General features: G+C 73.1%; 16 protein-coding genes. 10 read left to right on the forward strand and 6 right to left on the reverse strand.

The window, feature by feature from the left end; all coding sequences use genetic code 11:
• The first annotated feature begins 94 nt into the window (after nt 1–94).
• Complete coding sequence (locus AB0C12_RS26055; protein ID WP_360552214.1) at nt 95–442, forward strand: hypothetical protein; 348 nt, start codon at nt 95–97, stop codon at nt 440–442.
• 153 nt (nt 443–595) lie between these two features.
• Nucleotides 596–2716: an AAA family ATPase gene (locus tag AB0C12_RS26060; RefSeq protein ID WP_360552216.1), complete on the forward strand. Its 2121-nt coding sequence runs from the start codon at nt 596–598 to the stop codon at nt 2714–2716.
• On the opposite strand, the gene AB0C12_RS26065 is transcribed toward AB0C12_RS26060, so the two are convergent.
• Nucleotides 2704–3351, reverse strand: coding sequence for an SDR family NAD(P)-dependent oxidoreductase (locus AB0C12_RS26065; protein ID WP_360552218.1), 648 nt, complete (start codon nt 3349–3351; stop codon nt 2704–2706). The two genes, AB0C12_RS26060 and AB0C12_RS26065, sit on opposite strands and share 13 nt — an antisense overlap.
• Before the next feature lie 301 nt (nt 3352–3652).
• Here AB0C12_RS26065 and AB0C12_RS26070 point away from each other — a divergent pair, with 301 nt between their 5' ends.
• The 4 genes from AB0C12_RS26070 (at nt 3653) to AB0C12_RS26085 (ending at nt 6955) form a co-directional block, all read left to right on the forward strand.
• On the forward strand, nt 3653–4585 hold the full coding sequence (locus AB0C12_RS26070) for an alpha/beta hydrolase (protein ID WP_360552220.1): 933 nt from the start codon (nt 3653–3655) through the stop codon (nt 4583–4585).
• 10 nt (nt 4586–4595) lie between these two features.
• Nucleotides 4596–5684, forward strand: a complete 1089-nt coding sequence (locus AB0C12_RS26075; protein ID WP_360552222.1) for an alpha/beta hydrolase — start codon at nt 4596–4598, stop codon at nt 5682–5684.
• 73 nt (nt 5685–5757) lie between these two features.
• Complete coding sequence (locus tag AB0C12_RS26080; RefSeq protein ID WP_360552224.1) at nt 5758–6252, forward strand: GNAT family N-acetyltransferase; 495 nt, start codon at nt 5758–5760, stop codon at nt 6250–6252.
• A 58-nt stretch (nt 6253–6310) separates the two neighbouring features.
• Nucleotides 6311–6955, forward strand: a complete 645-nt coding sequence (locus AB0C12_RS26085; RefSeq protein ID WP_360552226.1) for a nucleotidyl transferase AbiEii/AbiGii toxin family protein — start codon at nt 6311–6313, stop codon at nt 6953–6955.
• Here AB0C12_RS26085 and AB0C12_RS26090 read toward each other — a convergent pair.
• A complete protein-coding gene (locus tag AB0C12_RS26090; protein ID WP_360552228.1) occupies nt 6900–7571 on the reverse strand; it encodes a GNAT family N-acetyltransferase in 672 nt (223 codons plus the stop codon). The genes AB0C12_RS26085 and AB0C12_RS26090 overlap by 56 nt on opposite strands.
• On the opposite strand from AB0C12_RS26090, the gene AB0C12_RS26095 reads away from it, so the two are divergent.
• Nucleotides 7570–8040 (forward strand): DUF1203 domain-containing protein, encoded by a 471-nt coding sequence (locus tag AB0C12_RS26095; RefSeq protein ID WP_360552230.1) that lies wholly within the window; start codon nt 7570–7572, stop codon nt 8038–8040. The genes AB0C12_RS26090 and AB0C12_RS26095 overlap by 2 nt on opposite strands.
• Here AB0C12_RS26095 and AB0C12_RS26100 read toward each other — a convergent pair.
• Nucleotides 8018–8566 (reverse strand): hypothetical protein, encoded by a 549-nt coding sequence (locus tag AB0C12_RS26100; RefSeq protein WP_360552232.1) that lies wholly within the window; start codon nt 8564–8566, stop codon nt 8018–8020. The genes AB0C12_RS26095 and AB0C12_RS26100 overlap by 23 nt on opposite strands.
• A gap of 342 nt (nt 8567–8908) precedes the next feature.
• On the opposite strand from AB0C12_RS26100, the gene AB0C12_RS26105 reads away from it, so the two are divergent.
• A complete protein-coding gene (locus AB0C12_RS26105; RefSeq protein ID WP_360552234.1) occupies nt 8909–11407 on the forward strand; it encodes a DUF3516 domain-containing protein in 2499 nt (832 codons plus the stop codon).
• Here AB0C12_RS26105 and AB0C12_RS26110 read toward each other — a convergent pair.
• Nucleotides 11385–13172 carry an ATP-binding protein gene (locus AB0C12_RS26110; protein WP_360552236.1) on the reverse strand — a complete coding sequence of 596 codons (1788 nt, stop codon included), beginning with the start codon at nt 13170–13172 and terminating at the stop codon, nt 11385–11387. The genes AB0C12_RS26105 and AB0C12_RS26110 overlap by 23 nt on opposite strands.
• Nucleotides 13169–13864, reverse strand: coding sequence for a response regulator transcription factor (locus tag AB0C12_RS26115; RefSeq protein ID WP_360552848.1), 696 nt, complete (start codon nt 13862–13864; stop codon nt 13169–13171). Before AB0C12_RS26115 ends, AB0C12_RS26110 begins: the two co-directional genes overlap by 4 nt.
• Nucleotides 13865–14020: 156 nt before the next feature.
• Between AB0C12_RS26115 and asnB the strand changes: the two genes are divergently transcribed.
• Together asnB and AB0C12_RS26125 are read left to right on the forward strand one after the other, a co-directional pair.
• The gene (asnB, locus tag AB0C12_RS26120; RefSeq protein WP_360552238.1) at nt 14021–15961 is read left to right on the forward strand and encodes an asparagine synthase (glutamine-hydrolyzing); all 1941 of its coding nucleotides are present in this window, start codon (nt 14021–14023) and stop codon (nt 15959–15961) included.
• A gap of 35 nt (nt 15962–15996) precedes the next feature.
• A complete protein-coding gene (locus tag AB0C12_RS26125; protein WP_360552240.1) occupies nt 15997–16758 on the forward strand; it encodes a DUF3152 domain-containing protein in 762 nt (253 codons plus the stop codon).
• A gap of 222 nt (nt 16759–16980) precedes the next feature.
• Here the strand turns inward: AB0C12_RS26125 and AB0C12_RS26130 are convergent, their stop codons facing one another.
• Complete coding sequence (locus AB0C12_RS26130; RefSeq protein WP_360552242.1) at nt 16981–17730, reverse strand: DUF3152 domain-containing protein; 750 nt, start codon at nt 17728–17730, stop codon at nt 16981–16983.
• Nucleotides 17731–17774 lie beyond the last annotated feature (44 nt).

A 17774-nucleotide genomic window follows, 5' to 3' on the forward strand; every position in this document is an offset into this window, starting at 1 on the left:
TCCGGGTTCGGGTGCGGCGTGCCGCACTGCGCCTAAGGCATCCTAGGACTCTAGGAGTTATCCTTCGGCCGGGTCGGCGGTCTACCCTGGTCCCATGCCCACCACCGCGCCCGACGCCCCGGCGGTCCATCTCGCCCGGCCCCACCGGCCGGTGCTCGTGGCAGGCACCCTCGGCGAGCTGACCGGCCCGGCCCACGGACCGGTCGAGCTACCGCTGCGGCTGTGGTGGAATCCGGTGCGCACGTTCGACCTGGACCAGCCGACCATGCTGCTCTGGATGTACGAGAACGTGCTGCGTGAGGCGGTGCGGGTGGACGAGCTGCGCAGCTATCTGCACGGGCCGACGCTGGTGCGGATCTGGGCGGAGCTCAACCTGCCGCGCGGCGTCCGGGCCGCGTGGGAGGCCCGCCACCCGATGCTGCGCCGGGTCACCGCCGCCTGATCCGGCTCCCCGCCCCGGTGGAAGCCGGCCGGCCCGGACCGATCGGGCCGGCATCCACTTCGGAGAAGGCCCGGGTACGGCCCCTGGCCGGTCGGAGGGTTACCCGCCCCCGCCCCCGGCGTTAGGGTCGGCCGGGGGGTCTTGATGCTGCCGATGACGGACCGGCACAACGAACGTCAACTGCTCAACCGGCTCGTCGACGCGGTCCGGGCCGGTGAGAGCCAGGCCCTGGTGGTACGCGGTGCCCCGGGCGTCGGCAAGACCGTCCTGCTGGACCACCTTGCCGGCCTGGCGTCGGCTTCCGGGTGCCGGCTGGTGCGGGTGTCCGGCATGCAGTCCGAGATGGAGCTGCCCTTCGCGGGGCTGCATCAGCTGTGCGCGCCGATGCTGAGTCGCACCGACCGGCTGCCGGCGCCGCAGCGGGACGCGTTGCGCACGGCGTTCGGCCTCGCCGCGGGCCCGCCGCCGGACCGTCTGATGGTCGGTCTGGCCGCGCTGAGCCTCCTGGCCGGTGTGGCCACCGAACGGCCGCTGATCTGCGTGATCGACGACGTGCAGTGGCTCGACCAGGCGTCCGCGCAGGCGCTGGGGTTCGCCGCCCGGCGGCTCGCGGCCGACCCGGTCGGCCTGGTGCTGGCGGTCCGCGACCCGAGCGTCCACCTGGCCGGGTTGCCCGAGCTGGAGGTCACCGGCCTGCGGCCCGAGGACGCTCGTGCGCTGCTGGACTCGGCCCTGAGCGGCCCGCTGGACACGCGGGTCCGTGACCTGATCGTGGCGGAGACCCGGGGCAACCCGCTGGCGCTGCTGGAGCTGCCGCGCGGGCTGACCCCCGCCGAGCTGGCCGGTGGCTTCGGGCTGCCCGGTGCCGCTGCCCTGACGAGCCGGATCGAGGACAGCTTCCGGCGCCAGCTGGACGCCCTGCCGGAGCCGACGCGGCGCCTGCTGCAACTCGCGGCGGCCGATCCGTCCGGTGACAGGGCTCTGGTGTGGCGGGCGGCCGGGCAGCACGCCGGATCGGACGTCCTGCTGGAGATCAGCCACGCCGTCCGGGCCCTGCCCGCGCCCGGAGGTGATCCGCGGCCGCAGGACCTGCTGCTCGACGGCCTCGCCCGGCTGGCCGTCGACGGGCACACCGCCGCGAACCCGATCCTGCGGCGAGCGGCGGCAGCAGTGGCCGAACTCCCCGTCGAGGACGTCCTGCGGTGGGGCTGGATGGCGGCGAGCGCCACCGCACTGCTGTGGGACTTCGACGGCATGCACGCCATGGCCGGGCGACAGGTCGAGCTGGTCCGCTCGGCCGGAGCGCTGGCCCGGCTGCCGCTGCACCTGGCTCAGCTGGGGATCACCCGGCCCTGGATGGGCGATCTCGCCGGCACCGCCTCGCTCATCGCCGAGATCGACAGCGTGGCCGCGGCGACCGGAAGCCCCACGCCGCCCTACACGCAGCTGAGGCTGCTGGCGTTCGAGGGCGATGAGGCGAAGGCCTCCGCGTCGATAGGGGAGGCCGTCGAGCAAGCCACGGAAGCCGGGCAGGGACTGGCCGCGGCCTGGGCCCACTGGTCGGCCGCGGTCCTGTACAACGGCCTGGCCCGGTACCCCGAGGCCGTGTCGGCCGCCCGGCAGGCCACCGCGTTCAGCCTGAACCCCTGGATGGCGATGTGGGCGATGCCCGAGCTGGTCGAGGCGGCAGCGCGCTGCGACGAACCCGAGCTCGCCCGCCGCGCGTTGGAACGGCTCACGGCGACGACGCAGCCCAGCGGGCTCGACACCGCGCTGGGCATCGAGGCCCGCTGTCGGGCGCTGGTCAGCGACGGGCCGGTCGCCGAGACTCTGTACTGCGAGGCGATCGACCGGCTGAGCCGGACCCGGCTGCGCCCCGACCTCGCCCGCGCGCACCTGCTCTTCGGTGAGTGGTTGCGGCGGCAGGCGCGGCGTCTCGAAGCCCGCGCGCAGTTACGCACGGCCCGGGAGATGTTCGCCGGGATCGGCATGCAGGCGTTCGCCGAGCGCGCCCGGCACGAACTGGTCGCCACCGGCGAAGCGGTACGCCGGAGCACCGTCAACAGCCATCTCGCGCTGACGCCGCAGGAGGCCCATATCGCCCGGCTGGCTCGCGACGGCCGTACCAATCCGGAGATCGGCAGCCAGCTGTTTCTCAGCGCCCGCACGGTGGAATGGCATCTGCGCAAGGTCTTCACCAAGCTCGGCATCAAGTCCCGCCGTGAACTGCACCCCGCGCTGGCCCGGCTGGGCCGTGACATTCAGCCGATCTGAGTGATCCGGCCGGCGCCGGCGTCGAGGAGCGCGCCGGTGATGCCGGGCGACGCCTCGAAGAACAGCACGCCGGCCACGACCTCGCTGATCGAACCGGCGGACACGACGTTCGCCCGGATGCCGTGGGCGGCATACTCGGCGGCCAGCGCCCCGGTGGCCGCCACCAGAGCCCCGCCCGTCATCGCGGCCAGCACCGCGGGCGCACTGTGCTGCCTGACCCGGGCCGGGACGGGCGACACGGTGACCACGTGGCCGCCGTACCGCCGGGCCATATCGGCGACGACGCACCGCGTCAGGCCGAAGAACCCGCCCAGACCGACCCCGGCGGCCGTCGCGTAGTCGGCCGCCGTGTACTCGGTGAACGGCTTGGCGGGAACCTCCCCGGCGTTGTTGACCAGCGTGTCGACCCGGCCGAACCGTTCCAGCGCGGCGCCGAGAACCCGCTCGGCGGTCGCCGGCTCGCAGACGTCCCCGGCCACCGTGAGCAGCTGGGAATCGCCGGAGGGTTCGGCCGGGCCGACGCTGACCACCACGGCCCAGCCCAGCCGGACGTACCCGGCGACCAGGGCCGCGCCGACGCCCCGCGAGCCGGCCGTGATGACGGCGACCCGGACCCGTCGCCCGTGGTACGGCATGACAGACGCTCCTCGCTCAGCGGAAAGGACGGCGTGCCGTCAGGGTCGCGCCGCGGGACGCCCGGCCGCGACGGTCGGTGACCCTGGCCGCCCACCCTGGTCCGGGATCCGGTGGGCGCTGTCCCGCGACCAGGGCGCCGGCCAGGGTCACCGGCCCGGGAGGTGACCGGCGCGCCGCGCGGTCCGGGCGGGACATCGTCAGAGCCATGCCGCTCGTGTTCCACGCCCATCCACCTCGGAAGACTCCGCTCTCTCGACGCGGGGTCCGGCGGCCACGGGAATCCGAACCAAGGAAGTCCTGATGACCTTCTCCACTCCACGGGGCCCCGGCTCCGCCGCACAGGCCCCCGACCTTCCGGCCGGGTTCACCGACACCTTCACGAGCCGGTACGTCGACACCGGTGACGTGCGCCTGCACGCGGTCGTCGGCGGCGACGGACCGCCGCTGCTGCTCGTGCACGGCTGGCCCCAGACGTGGTACGCCTGGCGCCTGCTGATGCCGGCCCTGGCCCGCGACTTCCAGGTGATCGCGGTCGACCAGCGCGGCATCGGCCTGTCCGACAAGCCGAAGAGCGGCTACGACACCGGTACGCTGGCCGGCGACCTGATCGGCCTGATGGACGCCCTCGGCCACCAGCGGTTCGCCGTCGCCGGCCACGACACCGGTTTCGCGATCAGCTACGCGCTGGCCGCCGACCACCCGGACCGGGTCGCCTGCGCGGCCCTGGCCGAGATCCCCGGGCCGCCCGGGGTCACTCCCTCCCCGGCGTTGTTCGTCCCGTCGGCGGTCAACGACCGGCTGTGGCACATCCCGTTCAACCGGGTCGAGCAGGTGCCCGAGCAGCTCGTGGCCGGGCGCGAGGACATCTTCTTCGGTTACGAGTTCGCCGTCCAGGGCGGGAAGCTGCCCGCCGAGGCGATCGAGTACTACGTCCGCCTGGTGTCCGACCCGGAGGCGCTGCGCGGCAGCCTCGGCTTCTACCGGGCGTTCGACGCCACGGTGCAGCAGAACGGGCAGCGCAAGGACCGGCATCTGAGCATGCCCGTGCTGGCGATCGGCGGCGAGCTGAGCTACGCCGGGCACGTGGCCGAGGTGATGCGGCTCGTCGCTGACGACGTCCGGGGCGTCGTCATCCCGGGCGCCGGGCACTGGGTCGCCGAGGAAGCGCCGGAACACATGCTGGCGGCGCTGACCGAGTTCCTGGCCCCGTACCGCGGCACTGCGGCCCGATAGAGCGACGGCCGTGAAGGAGACGACAGCAAGCACCGGAACCGGCGACGACGCCCGGATGTCCCGGCGTGGCGTGATCCGTGCGGCCGGAGCGGGTGCGATGGCCCTCGGGCTGGGCAGCGCCGCACTGACCACAACACCGGCGGCGGCGCACGCGCCGGCGCTCCGCGGTCCGGTTCCCACCGGACCCGGTTCGGTGTCCGGGGCGCCGCACCTGCCGCCCGGGTTCCGCCGAACGTTCACCAGCCGGTTCGTCACCACCGGAGGCCTGCGCCAGCACGTGGTCGTCGGCGGCGCCGGGCCGCCGCTGCTGCTGGTGCACGGCTGGCCGCAGACCTGGTACGCGTGGCGGCTGCTGATGCCGGCCCTGGCGCGCCACTTCCGGGTCGTCGCGGTCGACCAGCGCGGCATCGGACTGTCCGGCCGGCCCGCGACCGGGTACGACACCGGCACGCTCGCCCGCGACCTGGCGGACCTGATGGACGCCCTCGGCCACCAGCGGTTCGCCGTCGCCGGCCACGACACGGGCATGCCGATCGGGTACGCCCTCGCCGCCGATCATCCGGACCGGGTCCAGCGGCTCGCCGTGGCCGAGGCCGCCCTGCCCCGGGTGGGGGACTCACCCGCGATGTTCGGTGAGGCGGCGGCCAACAACCGGCTCTGGCACATCCCGTTCAACCGGCTCGACACGCTCAACGAGCAACTCGTCCGAGGACGCGAGCACATCTACTTCGGCTGGCAGTTCGCGACCAAGGCCGCGAAGCCGCTCCCCCGGTACGCCGTCCGGCACTACGTGGACACTCTCGCCCGCGACCCGCACGCACTGCACGGCAGCTTCCAGTGGTACCGGGCACTGGACGCCACCGTCACGCAGAACGAGCAGCGGGTGAAGCGGGGACGGCTGACCCTGCCGGTCCTGGCCGTCGCCGGCGCCACCAGTGCCGGCGGGGGTGTCGCGGAGATGATGAACCTCGTCGCGGACGACGTGCGGAGTGTGATCATCCCCGGCACCGGTCACTGGGTCGCCGAGGAGTCGCCGGAGCGGATGCTGGCCGCGTTGGCCGGCTTCCTGGCGCCGTACCGGGCACGCCCTCACGGCTGACCCCGGCTGCGGCCGGGTGGCCCGGCGCCGGGCCACCCGGCCGCACACCGGTCGATCCAGTAGGTTCCGGAAGGTGCAAGCGAACGACCCCACCGTGCGGCCCGCCACCGCGGCCGATGTCGATGCCCTGGTGCGACTGAGGGTGGCCAACGCCGAGGCTCACCTGGCTCTGGACCCGCAGGTCTACCGCATCCCCGAGCGGGCGGCGGTGCGGCGCCACTTCGCCGCACTCCTGGCCGAGGGGCCGGCCGGGCACGCCGTGCTGGTCGCTGAGGTGGCGGGCCGGATCGTCGGAATGGTCGAGCTGGTACGCAGCCCGGAGTCGCCGGACCATCAGATCCTGCGGCCGGAGCCCGCGGCACAGATCCACACCGTGGTCGCCGAGGACGCGCGCGGCCGGGGTGTCGGCTCGGCGTTGCTCAGCGCCGCGGAGCAGTGGGCGTCCACCGCGGGGATCACCTATCTGTCCGCGGGGATCCAGCACCGCAACGCCGCAGCCGTGCGGTTCTACGGCCGGTACGGATACACGACCTCCGGTCTTTCGCTGGGCCGGCGGGTGCAGGCGTGACGGACCGCCCCGGCCGGTCGCGGCAGCCCCGCCGGGCTGATCCGCTAGCGTCGCCGGGGTGAGCGGGAACATCGACGACTTCTACCGTGACGTCGCCACCATCGCCCTGACCGTCGGGGAGAAGCACGGCTTCGTGCTCGGCGGTGGTGTCGCCTGGCTGGTCAACGGCCTGGTGCAGCGCCCGACCGAGGACATCGACCTGTTCACCGACACCGCCGGCGCCGTCGAGGCCGCCGCCGGGCAGGTCACCGCCGCCCTCACCGCGGCCGGCTATCAGGTGTTCCGTGAGGTCGGCGACGAGCTCTTCGCGGGCATGGACGACGACCTGCGCGAGTATCACGTGGCCGACGGCACCCGCGCGCTGCGGCTGACCCTGACCCGGCTGGACCGCAGCCGGGCCCCGGTGGTGATGGACGTGGGCCCGGTGATGCACCTGGACGACCTGGTCGCGTCCAAGGTCGCTGCGCTGGTCAACCGGCGCGAGGTCCGCGACTACATCGACGTGGCGGCCGCGCTGGAGCGGTACTCGCTCGCGCGGGTGCTGGAGCTGGCCCGGGCGCTGGACCCCGGGCTGGACGACGACGAGGTGGCCGACGCCGGGCGGTATCTGGACCGGCTCGACGACGCGCGGTTCGCGGTCTACGGACTCAGCCCGGAGCAGGTCCGGGCGGTACGGGAGCGGCTGGCGGCCTGGCCCCGCTGAAGAGTGGACGTCGACGGATGTAGTGGACGAAACCTTCCCAATCCGGTTCCGCGCGGTCCAGGCGCATGCCAGCCGCCGCCGCGCACCGCGCACTGGCCACATTGTCCGGCTCGACGCCGGCCGCGAACAGCACCACATCGGCCACCTCCGGCGCGGCCATCACGGCCAGCAGCGCCGCCGTCCCGATGCCCTGCCCCCATCGCCGCGGATCGACCACGTACGCCAGCCCCATGCTCGGGCCCGGCTCCACCGCCTCGATCACCGGGCCGTCCGGGCCCTCCGCATACCGGCACCAGCGGTCGTACACCTCACCGCCGATGTTCGCGACCACCGCCCCCGACGAGTCGTACGCCACCCAGGAGTGGTCGCGCAGCACCCGGCGCCCGCGGAACGTCTCGCCCAGGCCGGTGCCGGCCAGGTCCAGGTTCCGGACCGGCCATTGCGGGCCGCCCAGCCGCCGGACCACCTCCGGGTGCGCGAACCAGGGCTGTACGGCGGGCAGCAACTCCCGGGTGAACGGAGCCAGCACGACGTCCATGGCCTCCAGTGTGCGCGCGAGGCGCCCGTCCGAATACCGCCAGACCAGCGGGCGGCCGGCGCAGCAGGATGAGGTCATGACGACGACCATCGCGTACCGGATCAGCGCCCTCTCCCCCGCCGTGCTCGACGAGGCCCGTGCCGGGGGTGCGGCCGAGCGGCACTGTGCGGGCGGGGGTGAGCCGCTGCGGTGCTGCCTGCGTGACGCGGCCGCCGGTGAGGGACTTCTGTTGTTCAACTACGAGCCGCCGCTGCCCGTGACGCCGTACCGGGAGAAGGGTGCGGTGTTCGCCCACGCCGCACCGTGCGGCGGGCCGGCGGACGACCTGCCCTATCCGGGTGACTGGTACGGCCGTCCGCAGGTGCTGCGGGCCTACGACAGCGCCGGGCGGATCCATCCGGCCAGCCGGCAGCACGACGGTGGTGATCCGGTGGCGGCGATAACCGCCGTGCTGTCCGAGCCGGGGGTGGTCCTGGTGCACAGCCGCAACGTGGTCTACGGCTGCTACATGTTCAGCGTCCTGCCTACGGGCGCAGCGTCGCGGTGACGTCGTCCACGTCGAAGGTGGTCACGCCGCCGCCCGCGGTTTCGCTGCTGAGGAAGGTGATGGTCGCCGTGCGCTCGGTGGCCGCGACGGAGGCCGCGGCGCTGTACTGCTGCCAGTCGGTCCGCATGTCGAAGGCGAACGAGAAGCGGGTCTTGGGCGGCTCGCCGGACACGGCGAGACCCATGTTGAGGTAGTCGCCGCGGCTGGTCTCCGTGGAGTCGGCCCGGCCGTAGAACCGCACGTCGAGGCCGCAGCCGGCCGGGATCGTCACCGTGGCACGCAGCAGGTCGGTGCGGGTGACGTCGAGACCGGCGAAGGTCGCGTACGCCCGGCCGGTGTGCGCCGGACGTTCCGGCGTGCCCAGCACCACCATGCGGGGGCCGGCGGTCCAGCCCGCCGTCCCGCGTTCGAAGCTGGGGTTGACCTGCACCTGGGCTGTGCAGGGGGCCGGTGCGGGCGGGGCCGGGGCCTGGGCGCCACCGGTGGTGACCACGAGGGCGGCGGCGAGGACGACGAGGACTTTCACGGGACCTCCGAAGATCAGTGGCATTGAGCGGTGTCGATACATTCTGCAACCGATCGGCAACCTGGTGTGTCCCGTTCCGCACCCGGCGGCGCGCAATCTCTGTCGTGCGAGGCCACCACACGCACCAGAGGAGCTCCCGAATGCGCCTTCGAATCGGTTCCACCATCGCCGTCGTCGCCGCCGTCATCGGCCTCGCGGGCAGCGTCGCCGGCCCGATCTACTCGGCGTTCGGCGTCTAGCGGATCGGCCGCAACTCCACAGCAGGGTCCCCTTCCGTGGCCGGGCGCGCGACGCGCCCGGCCACGGTGCTGGGAAAAGCGCGACGGATAGGGTGGGGACATCATGACGCTCACCGACCGCCTGCCCGGCACCGCCGAACCCGACGCCGTCTTCGATGCCTTCCAGAGCTGGGTGAGCGAGCAGGGACTGACGCTCTACCCGCACCAGGAGGAGGCGCTCATCGAGATCGCCACTGGGGCGAACGTCATCCTCAACACCCCCACCGGCTCGGGCAAGAGTCTGGTCGCCACCGGCGCGCACTTCGCCGCCCTGGCCGACAAGCGCACGACCTTCTACACCGCGCCGATCAAGGCGCTGGTCAGCGAGAAGTTCTTCGCCCTGTGCGCGGTCTTCGGCGCGCACAACGTCGGCATGCTCACCGGCGACGCCAGCGTCAACGCGGATGCCCCGATCATCTGCTGCACCGCGGAGATCCTGGCCAACCTGGCGCTGCGCGAGGGCGCCGACGCCGACGTCGGCCAGGTCGTCATGGACGAGTTCCACTTCTACGCCGAGCCCGACCGGGGCTGGGCCTGGCAGGTGCCGCTGATCGAGCTGCCGCAGGCCCAGTTCATCCTGATGTCGGCGACCCTGGGCGACACCACCCGCTTCGTCGACGACCTGAGCCGGCGCACCGGCCGGCCCACGGCCGTGGTCAGCAACACCGAGCGGCCGGTCCCGCTGGTCTTCCAGTACGCGATGACCCCGTTGCACGAGACCATCGAGGAGCTGCTGACCACCCGGCAGGCCCCGGTCTACATCGTGCACTTCACCCAGGCCGCCGCGTTGGAACGCGCCCAGTCGCTGATGAGCATCAACATGTGCACCCGCGCCGAGAAGGATGCGATCGCCGCGGCCATCGGCAGCTTCCGGTTCACCGCCGGTTTCGGGCGCACTCTGAGCCGGCTGGTGCGCCACGGCATCGGCGTGCACCACGCCGGCATGCTGCCCAAGTACCGCCGGCTGGTCGAGACCCTGGCGCAGGCGGGCCTGCTCAAGGTCATCTGCGGTACGGACACCCTCGGCGTCGGCATCAACGTGCCCATCCGGACCGTGCTGTTCACCGGCCTGAGCAAGTACGACGGGGTCCGTACCCGGCTGCTCAAGGCCCGCGAGTTCCACCAGATCGCCGGGCGGGCCGGGCGGGCCGGCTACGACACCCTGGGCACGGTCATCGTGCAGGCCCCCGAGCACGTCATCGACAACGAGCGGATGCTGGCCAAGGCCGGCGACGACCCGAAGAAGCGGCGCAAGGTGGTCCGCAAGAAGCCGCCGGAGGGCACCATCGGCTGGGGCCAGCCGACCTTCGACCGGCTGGTGGCGGCCGACCCGGAGCCGCTGACCTCGTCGTTCCAGGTGTCGCACGCGATGCTGCTCAACGTGCTGGTCCGCGGCGGCGACCCGTTCGCGGCGATGCGGCACCTGCTCACCGACAACCACGAGGAGCCGGCCGCCCAGCGCCGGCACATCCGCCGCGCGCTGGCCATCGCCCGGGCGCTGCTGGCCGGTGGGGTCATCGAACGGGTCGAGACCGACGACGGCATCCGCTACCGCCTCACCGAGGACCTGCAGATCGACTTCGCGCTCAACCAGGCGCTGTCGCCGTTCGCGCTGGCCTGCCTGGAGCTGCTCGACCGGGAGTCGCCGGAGTATCCGCTGGACGTGGTCTCGGTCATCGAGGCGACCCTGGAGGACCCGCGCCAGGTGCTGTCCGCGCAGCAGTTCAAGGCCAAGGGCGAGGCCGTGAACGCGATGAAGGCGGAGGGCATCGAGTACGACCAGCGGATGGAGCTGCTCGAGGAGGTCACCTACCCCAAGCCGCTGCTGCCGCTGCTGGAGGGCGCGTACGAGACGTACCGGGGCGGGCACCCGTGGGTCGCCGACTACGAGATCAAGCCCAAGGCCGTGGTCCGCGACATGTACGAACGCGCGATGACCTTCACCGAGTACGTCTCGTTCTACGGCCTGTCCCGTTCCGAGGGTCTGGTCCTGCGGTATCTCGCGGACGCGTTCCGGGCGCTGCGCCAGACCGTGCCCGAGGACGCCCGCACCGAGGAGCTCACCGACCTGATCGAGTGGCTGGGCGAGCTGGTCCGCCAGGTCGACTCCAGCCTGCTCGACGAGTGGGAGCGGCTGCGCAACCCGGGCGCCGAGATCGTCGAGGTCTCGCCGCTGGACGACAAGCCGCCGGCGGTCACCCGCAACGTGCGCGCGTTCCGGGTGCTGGTGCGCAACGCGATGTTCCGCCGGGTCGAGCTGTTCGCCCTGCGCCGGGCCGAGGACCTGGGTGAGCTGGACACCGAGTCGGGCTGGAACACCGATCGCTGGATCGAGGCCCTGGAGGACTACTACGCCGAGTATCCGGTGGTCGGCACCGGGCCCTCGGCGCGCGGGCCGGCGCTGCTGCACATCGAGACCACGCCCACGGTGTGGAAGGTGCGGCAGGTCTTCGAGGACCCCGAGGGCGACCACGACTGGGGCATCGAGGCCGAGGTCGACCTGGCGGCCAGCGACGAGCTCGGCGCCGCGGCGATCCGGATCACGGCGGTGGGCCCGCACTGAGCGACGGCGGGTCGGCGCCGGCCCCCGCGGTCGGGCGCAGCGGCAGGCACACGGTGAAGGTGGTGCCGGCCCCGGGTTCGCTGGTGACCTCGATGTAGCCGTCGTGGTCGCGGACGATCCGCTGGGCGATGGTCAGGCCCAGCCCGGTGCCGCCGGTGGCCCGCTGCCGGGCCGGGTCGGCCCGCCAGAAGCGGTCGAAGACGCGCAACAGGTCCTCCGGGGTCATGCCGACGCCGGTGTCGCGCACGGTCAGCACGGCCTGCGCGTCGCGCTGACGGACGCGGACCAGGACGTGGCCGCCGGTGTCGGTGTAGCGCACCGCGTTGGTCAGCAGGTTGCCCAGCACCTGGCGCAGCCGGTCCGGGTCCGCCTCGATCCACACCGGGGCCGGCACGTCCACGGTCAGCGCGATGCCCGCCTCGGCCGCGACCGCCCGGTGCACGGTCGCGCCGACCTGCACCAGGTCGGCCAGGTCGATCGGGCCCTTGGCGTAGCGCAGGTCGCCGACCTCGGCCAGGGCCAGCACCTGGAGGTCGTCCAGGATGCGCCGCTGGAGCATGGTCTCCTCGTGGAGCGAGACGAACAGCTCCCGGCTCGGCTCGACCACCCCGTCGGAGAGTCCCTCGAGGTAGCCGCGCAGGTTCGACAACGGCGTACGCATCTCGTGCGCGACGTCGGCCACCAGCCGCCGCTGGCGTTCCTCGCTGCTCTGCACCGCCTCGGCCATGGCGTTGAACGTCTGCGACAGCCGGGCCAGCTCACCGCGGCCGGAGGTGGGCACCCGGACGTCCAGCCGGCCGCCGGCGAGCAGCCGCGAGGCCTCGGTGAGCCGGCGTACCGGATGGCTGACCACGCGGGCGATCCAGGCCGTGCCGATCAGCGCCACCACGATCAGGCCGGCGGCGCCGAACGCGGCGGGCCGACCGAGCCGGCCGACGTCGGTGTCGGCGGGCGCGCCCAGATAGAGCTGCAGGGGCAGCGCGGCCGACACCCCGGCCCGATCGTTGAAGGTGGTGGCCGCGCAGGTGCGGTCCTCGTCCGGCGATGTCGGCGCGCTGCACTGCCGGTACGTGAGCATGTCGATGTCGATGCGCCTGCGGTCGTCCAGCACCAGCTTCGACGCCCGGCTGACGCAGTCCGGGTGCTCCTTGAGCTGCTGCCCGGTCAGGTAGGGGGCCCGGTCGGTGGCCAGGACCGCGTCGCTGCCGGGTTTCTTGTCGGCGATGCAGCGCACGGCGACCAGCGCGGCCCGGTACTGGGCGAGCTGGCGCAGCATGCCCGCCACCGGCGTCCGTTCCAGGTCGCCGCCCCGGGCCGGCTCGAACAGCGGGGTCGTCAGCAGCCGCCGGCCGGGGACGCCCTTGGCGAGCAGAGCGGACAGCGCCGGTGGGCTGCTGTCGCCGGCCCAGCCCTCCAGCTGCGGCCGGGGGTCGATCAGCATCGGGCCCGGACGCACCGGGCCGGCGGCCCGGCCGGCGAGGTTGTCCGTGTCGACCAGCACCGTCTGGTCCAGGGTGATCAGGCGGATGTGCAGGCCGGTCTGCCGGGACAGCCCGGCGGCGAGTTTGTCCACACCCGGCCACCGCCCGTGCAGCAGGCCGTAGCGGGCCACCTCGTCGGCGATCTCGTAGCGGTGCCGGTCGGCACTGGCCTGGGCCTCGTTGAAGGCCCGGGAGGTCAGGTTCAGGGTCAGCCAGGCCGTCGCCCCGATCGCCGTCACGGCCACCACCATGACCAGCAGGAAGATGCGCAGCCGGAAGCTCATTGCTCGGCCATCCGGTAGCCGCGGCCGTACACGGTCTGCACGTACCGGGGCTCGGCCGGGTCGGCCTCGATCTTGCGGCGCAGGTTGACCACGTGGGCGTCGACCGTGCGCTCGGAGACGTCCTGCTCGAAGCCGAAGGTCCGGTCGATGATCTGTCCCCGGGTGAAGACCCGGCCGGGCTCGCGGGCCAGCAGCTCGACGATGCCGAACTCCTTGGCGGTCAGGTGCACCGTGGCCCCGCCGACCCGGACCTCGAAACGGCCCGCGTCGACCTCGAGATCACCGACGCGCAGGGTCGCGGACCGCTCGTCGGCCGGGCCGATCCGGCGCAGCAGGGCCCGGACCCGGGCGGTCAGCTCCCGCGGGCTGACCGGCTTGGCCAGGTAGTCGTCGGCGCCGATGTCCAGGCCCAGCAGCATGTCGTTCTCCGACGAGCGGGCGGTCACCAGCAGGATGGCGATCGACGACGCCTCGGCCCGCAGGATCCGGCACACGTCGAGCCCGTCGACCAGCGGCATCATGACGTCCAGGATCAGCAGGTCGGGCCGGCGGGCCCGGGCCTGCTCCAGCGCGGCCCGCCCGTCGCCGACGGTGAGCACGTGGTGGCCCTCCCGCTCCAGATACAGGCGGATGAGCTGTGCGTGCTTCGGGTCGTCGTCGGCTACCAGGATCCGGGCGGTCACGGACGCGATTCTCACCCAGGCGGTCAACCTCCGCGGGGAATGTCAGATTCCGGTGAAGATCCGGTCCGGTTCTCGTCCGTCCACGATTCCCGGCCACTTCCTCACAGGTCCTTCATAACCGGCTTCCTACGGTGCAGACCCGCCGTCAACCGAAGGAGTGCCACGATGTGTGGTCTGAGCGTGTTCGTGAGCAGCCGGGCGCACGCCGGTGTCCCCGACCCCGCGTCGGCCGCCGCCTTCGCCGAGGCGCTGGCCACGATGCACCACCGGGGGCCCGACGACACCCAGGTCGAGTACGGCGACGGCCTGGCCTTCGGCTTCCAGCGGCTGGCGATCGTCGACGTGGCGGAGAGCCGGCAGCCGGCGCACTACCCGTTCGACGGTCCGCAGGCCGGGCGCTGGACCGTGGTGTTCAACGGCGAGATCTACAACTACCGGGAGCTGCGGGCCGACCTGGTCCGCGAGCACGGCGCCACGTTCGCCACCCACGGCGACACCGAGGTGCTGGCCGCGGCGGTCCACTACTGGGGTGCGGCGGCGTTGTCGCGGCTGCGGGGGATGTTCGCGTTCGTCGCGTACGACCACTGGACCGGCACCGTGCACGCCGCCCGCGACCCGTTCGGGATCAAGCCGCTGTACCTGCTGGAGACCTCGGACGGGCTGTTCCTGGCCAGTGAGCGCAAGGCGCTGCTGCCGTTCAGCGGCGACTCCGGCGCGGCCCTGGACACCGACGCTCTGGCCCACTACCTGACCTTGCAGTACGTGCCGGACCCCATGACGCTGCACCGGCACGTGCGGCGGCTGCCGCCGGGGCACCGGATGACCTGGACCCCCGGCGGCGGCCTGCGCCTGGACCGCTGGTTCCGGCCGTCGCTGCGGCCGCTGCACGTACGGCCGGACGTGGCGATCCACGCCATCCGGGACGCGCTGCGCGACAGCGTCCGCAAGCACCTGCACGCCGAGGTGCCGTTGGGGGCGTTCCTGTCCAGCGGGGTGGACTCGTCGGCCATCGTCGCGCTGGCCGCCGAGGTCGAGCCGGACCTGCACGCGTTCACCGCCGGTTTCGCCCATGAGGGCTACTCGGAGATCGAGATCGCCCAGCACACGGCGGACCAGCTCGGGGTACGGCTGACCCCGACGGTGGTCACCGAGGACGACGTGATCCGGGAGCTGCCGCGGATCGTGCAGCTGCTCGACGACCCGGTCGCGGACCCGTCGCTGGTGCCGCTCTACTTCCTGGCCCGTACGGCGTCCCGGCACGTCAAAGTGGTGCTGTCCGGGGAGGGCTCGGACGAGCTGTTCGGCGGCTACACGATCTACCGCGAGCCGATGTCGCTGGCCGGCATCGAGCGCCTGCCGGCCGGCATGAAGCGCGGGCTGCGCAGCCTGTCGAAGGTCATCCCGGAGGGCGTGAAGGGCCACAGCTTCCTGGAGCGCGGCACCACCCCGATCGAGGAGCGCTACTACGGCAACGCCCGGATCTTCTCCCCCGCGGAGAAGGCGGAGCTGATGCGCTTCACCGCCGACCCGCACACGGTCGTCACCGCCAAGCTGTACGCGGAGACCGCCGACGTCGACGACGTCGCCTCGATGCAGTACGTGGACCTGCACACCTGGCTGCCCGGCGACATCCTGACCAAGGCCGACCGGATGTCGATGGCGCACTCGCTGGAGCTGCGCGTGCCGTTCCTGGACCAGGCGGTGTACGCGGCCGCGGCGGGTCTGCCCACCGAGATGAAGCTCCCGGCCGGCAGCCGCACGACCAAGTACGCGCTGCGCGAGGCCATGCGCGGCATCGTGCCGGAGTCGGTGCGCGACCGCCGCAAGCTGGGCTTCCCCACCCCGACGCGGCTGTGGCTCAAGGGCGCCATCGGCGACTGGGTCGCCGAGCTGATGGCCGGCTCGCCGACCGGGCACCTGCTCGACCTCGGCTACGCCCAGCGGCTGCTGGCCGAGCACCGGGCCGGCGTGGCCGACAACTCCCGCAAGGTCTGGACGGTGGCGATGTTCTGCCTGTGGCACGCGATCACGGTGGAACGGTCGCTGGACCCGGCCCCGCCGATGATCCGGCCGGTCACTCAGCCGGCGGCGACCGCGGCCGCGTGAGCTCAGCAACGCGCCGGCCCGTCCGAAGGTCAGGTGTGGGACGGCTGGGGTGGATCCTCGCGGCGGCGCTCGCGCTCGGCCCGGCGGCCGGGTGCGCGCCGGCGCCGTCCGCGGTGCCCGCGACCGCCGAGCCGTCCGCGCCGGCTCGGCTGAAGGCACCGGCCGCGAAGCCCGTACGGGTCAGCTATCCGGCGCGGGGGCGCGGCGACTGGCGGATGGCCGGTGGATCGCCTCGGACCGCCGGCCGCAGCGGCCCGCTGCTGCGCTACCGGGTGCTGGTCGAGAAGGACATCACCGGGATCTCGACCGCCGGGTTCGCTGCCGCGGTCACCGGGACCCTCGCGGATCCGCGCGGCTGGACGGCCGGCGGGACGCTGCGGCTGCGGCGGGCCGGGCCGGGCCAGCGGTACGACTTCACGATCTATCTGGCCACGCCCCGCACCCGCGACCGGCTCTGCGGCAGCAGCACCGACGCCTACACGTCCTGCCGCAACGGTGACCGCGTCGTGCTCAACGTGGCCCGCTGGGTCAAGGGCGTGCCGCGGTACGGCTCCCCGCTCGCGGTCTACCGGCAGTACATGGTCAACCACGAGGTCGGGCACCGCCTCGGGCACGGTCACGAGCGCTGCCCGGGCAGGGGTGAGCCGGCGCCGGTCATGCAGCAGCAGACCCTGGGACTGCACGGGTGCCGGGCGAACGCGTGGCCGTACCGCGGCGGCAAGCGGTTCGCGGGACGCTCCGGCGCGTACGCCGATCCGGTGCCGCCGCCGGACCGCGGGGTCCGCCGTCCGGGTTAGGCCGAACGCAGCCCCCTGCCCGCCGTTGCGGCAGAACAGGGATAAAGCGTGGATCCTCCACTTTTGCCACCGTAGGGTGGGTCTTGACCACGAGCGATCCTCTGTCAGGAGAACCATGCACAGCCACCGCCTCAGCGCCGCTGCGACCCATCGCCGCTGGGCCTTCGTCCTCACTCTCGCCGTCGCGGCCATCGCCGGCGGCACCCACCTGATCGCCTGACGCTACGACGGCACCTCGTCGTCATAGCTGCCCGACGGGCCCGCGTACCGCCGGCCGTCCCGGTACGGCCACGCGTTGGCCGTGCACCCGTGCAGGCCCAGCGTCTGCTGCTGCATGACCGGGGCCGGTTCGCCCTTGCCGGGGCAGCGTTCGTGACCGTGCCCGAGGCGGTGCCCGACCTCGTGGTTGACCATGTACTGGCGATAGACCGCGAGCGGCGCTCCGTAGTGCGGCACGCCGTGCGCCCAGCGGGCCACGTTGAGCACCACCCGGGCGCCGTTGCGGCAGGACGTGTAGCCGTCCGGGACGTCCTGGCACAGCTCGTCCCGGGTGCCGGGCGTGACCAGGTAGATCGTGAAGTCGTACCGGTCGCCCGGGCCGACCCGGCGCAGCTGCCGGACCCCGCCGCCGGACCAGCCGCGCGGGTCCTGCAGGGTCCGCTGGACCGCGGCGGCGAACCCGGCGGTCGAGATCCCGGTGATGTCCTTCTCGACGAGCACCCGGTAGCGCAGCACCGTGCCGTGCGGCGGCTCGGGGCGCTGGGCGGCGGCCGTGCGGAACCGGCCACCGCCCCGCTCCGGATAGCGAATCCGGGGTGCCGTGCGCAGCGGCGCCCGGGACACGTCGGGCGACGCCGACGGGCTCGCCGGTGCGGCCGCCGGCGCCGCCACGGTGGGATCCCCCACCGGGCCGCAGCCGGCCAGCAGCAACGTCAGGACCAGCACCGCGGTACGGCCGCCGGCGCGCGACATGGGACTTCCCTTCGGCAGGCAACAGGTGTTGTGCGAAGGGAAGG

Source organism: Actinoplanes sp. NPDC048967 (genome assembly GCF_040649415.1).
Classification (GTDB): domain Bacteria; phylum Actinomycetota; class Actinomycetes; order Mycobacteriales; family Micromonosporaceae; genus Actinoplanes.

Coding starts and splice junctions, on each gene's coding strand:
- AB0C12_RS26065 (WP_360552218.1), bottom strand. CDS start 3,351: ATGCCGTACCACGGGCGACGGGTCCGGGTCGCCGTCATCACGGCCGGC.
- AB0C12_RS26130 (WP_360552242.1), bottom strand. CDS start 17,730: ATGTCGCGCGCCGGCGGCCGTACCGCGGTGCTGGTCCTGACGTTGCTG.
- AB0C12_RS26070 (WP_360552220.1), top strand. CDS start 3,653: ATGACCTTCTCCACTCCACGGGGCCCCGGCTCCGCCGCACAGGCCCCC.
- AB0C12_RS26060 (WP_360552216.1), top strand. CDS start 596: ATGACGGACCGGCACAACGAACGTCAACTGCTCAACCGGCTCGTCGAC.
- AB0C12_RS26105 (WP_360552234.1), top strand. CDS start 8,909: ATGACGCTCACCGACCGCCTGCCCGGCACCGCCGAACCCGACGCCGTC.
- asnB (WP_360552238.1), top strand. CDS start 14,021: ATGTGTGGTCTGAGCGTGTTCGTGAGCAGCCGGGCGCACGCCGGTGTC.
- AB0C12_RS26055 (WP_360552214.1), top strand. CDS start 95: ATGCCCACCACCGCGCCCGACGCCCCGGCGGTCCATCTCGCCCGGCCC.
- AB0C12_RS26095 (WP_360552230.1), top strand. CDS start 7,570: ATGACGACGACCATCGCGTACCGGATCAGCGCCCTCTCCCCCGCCGTG.
- AB0C12_RS26110 (WP_360552236.1), bottom strand. CDS start 13,172: ATGAGCTTCCGGCTGCGCATCTTCCTGCTGGTCATGGTGGTGGCCGTG.
- AB0C12_RS26090 (WP_360552228.1), bottom strand. CDS start 7,571: ATGACCTCATCCTGCTGCGCCGGCCGCCCGCTGGTCTGGCGGTATTCG.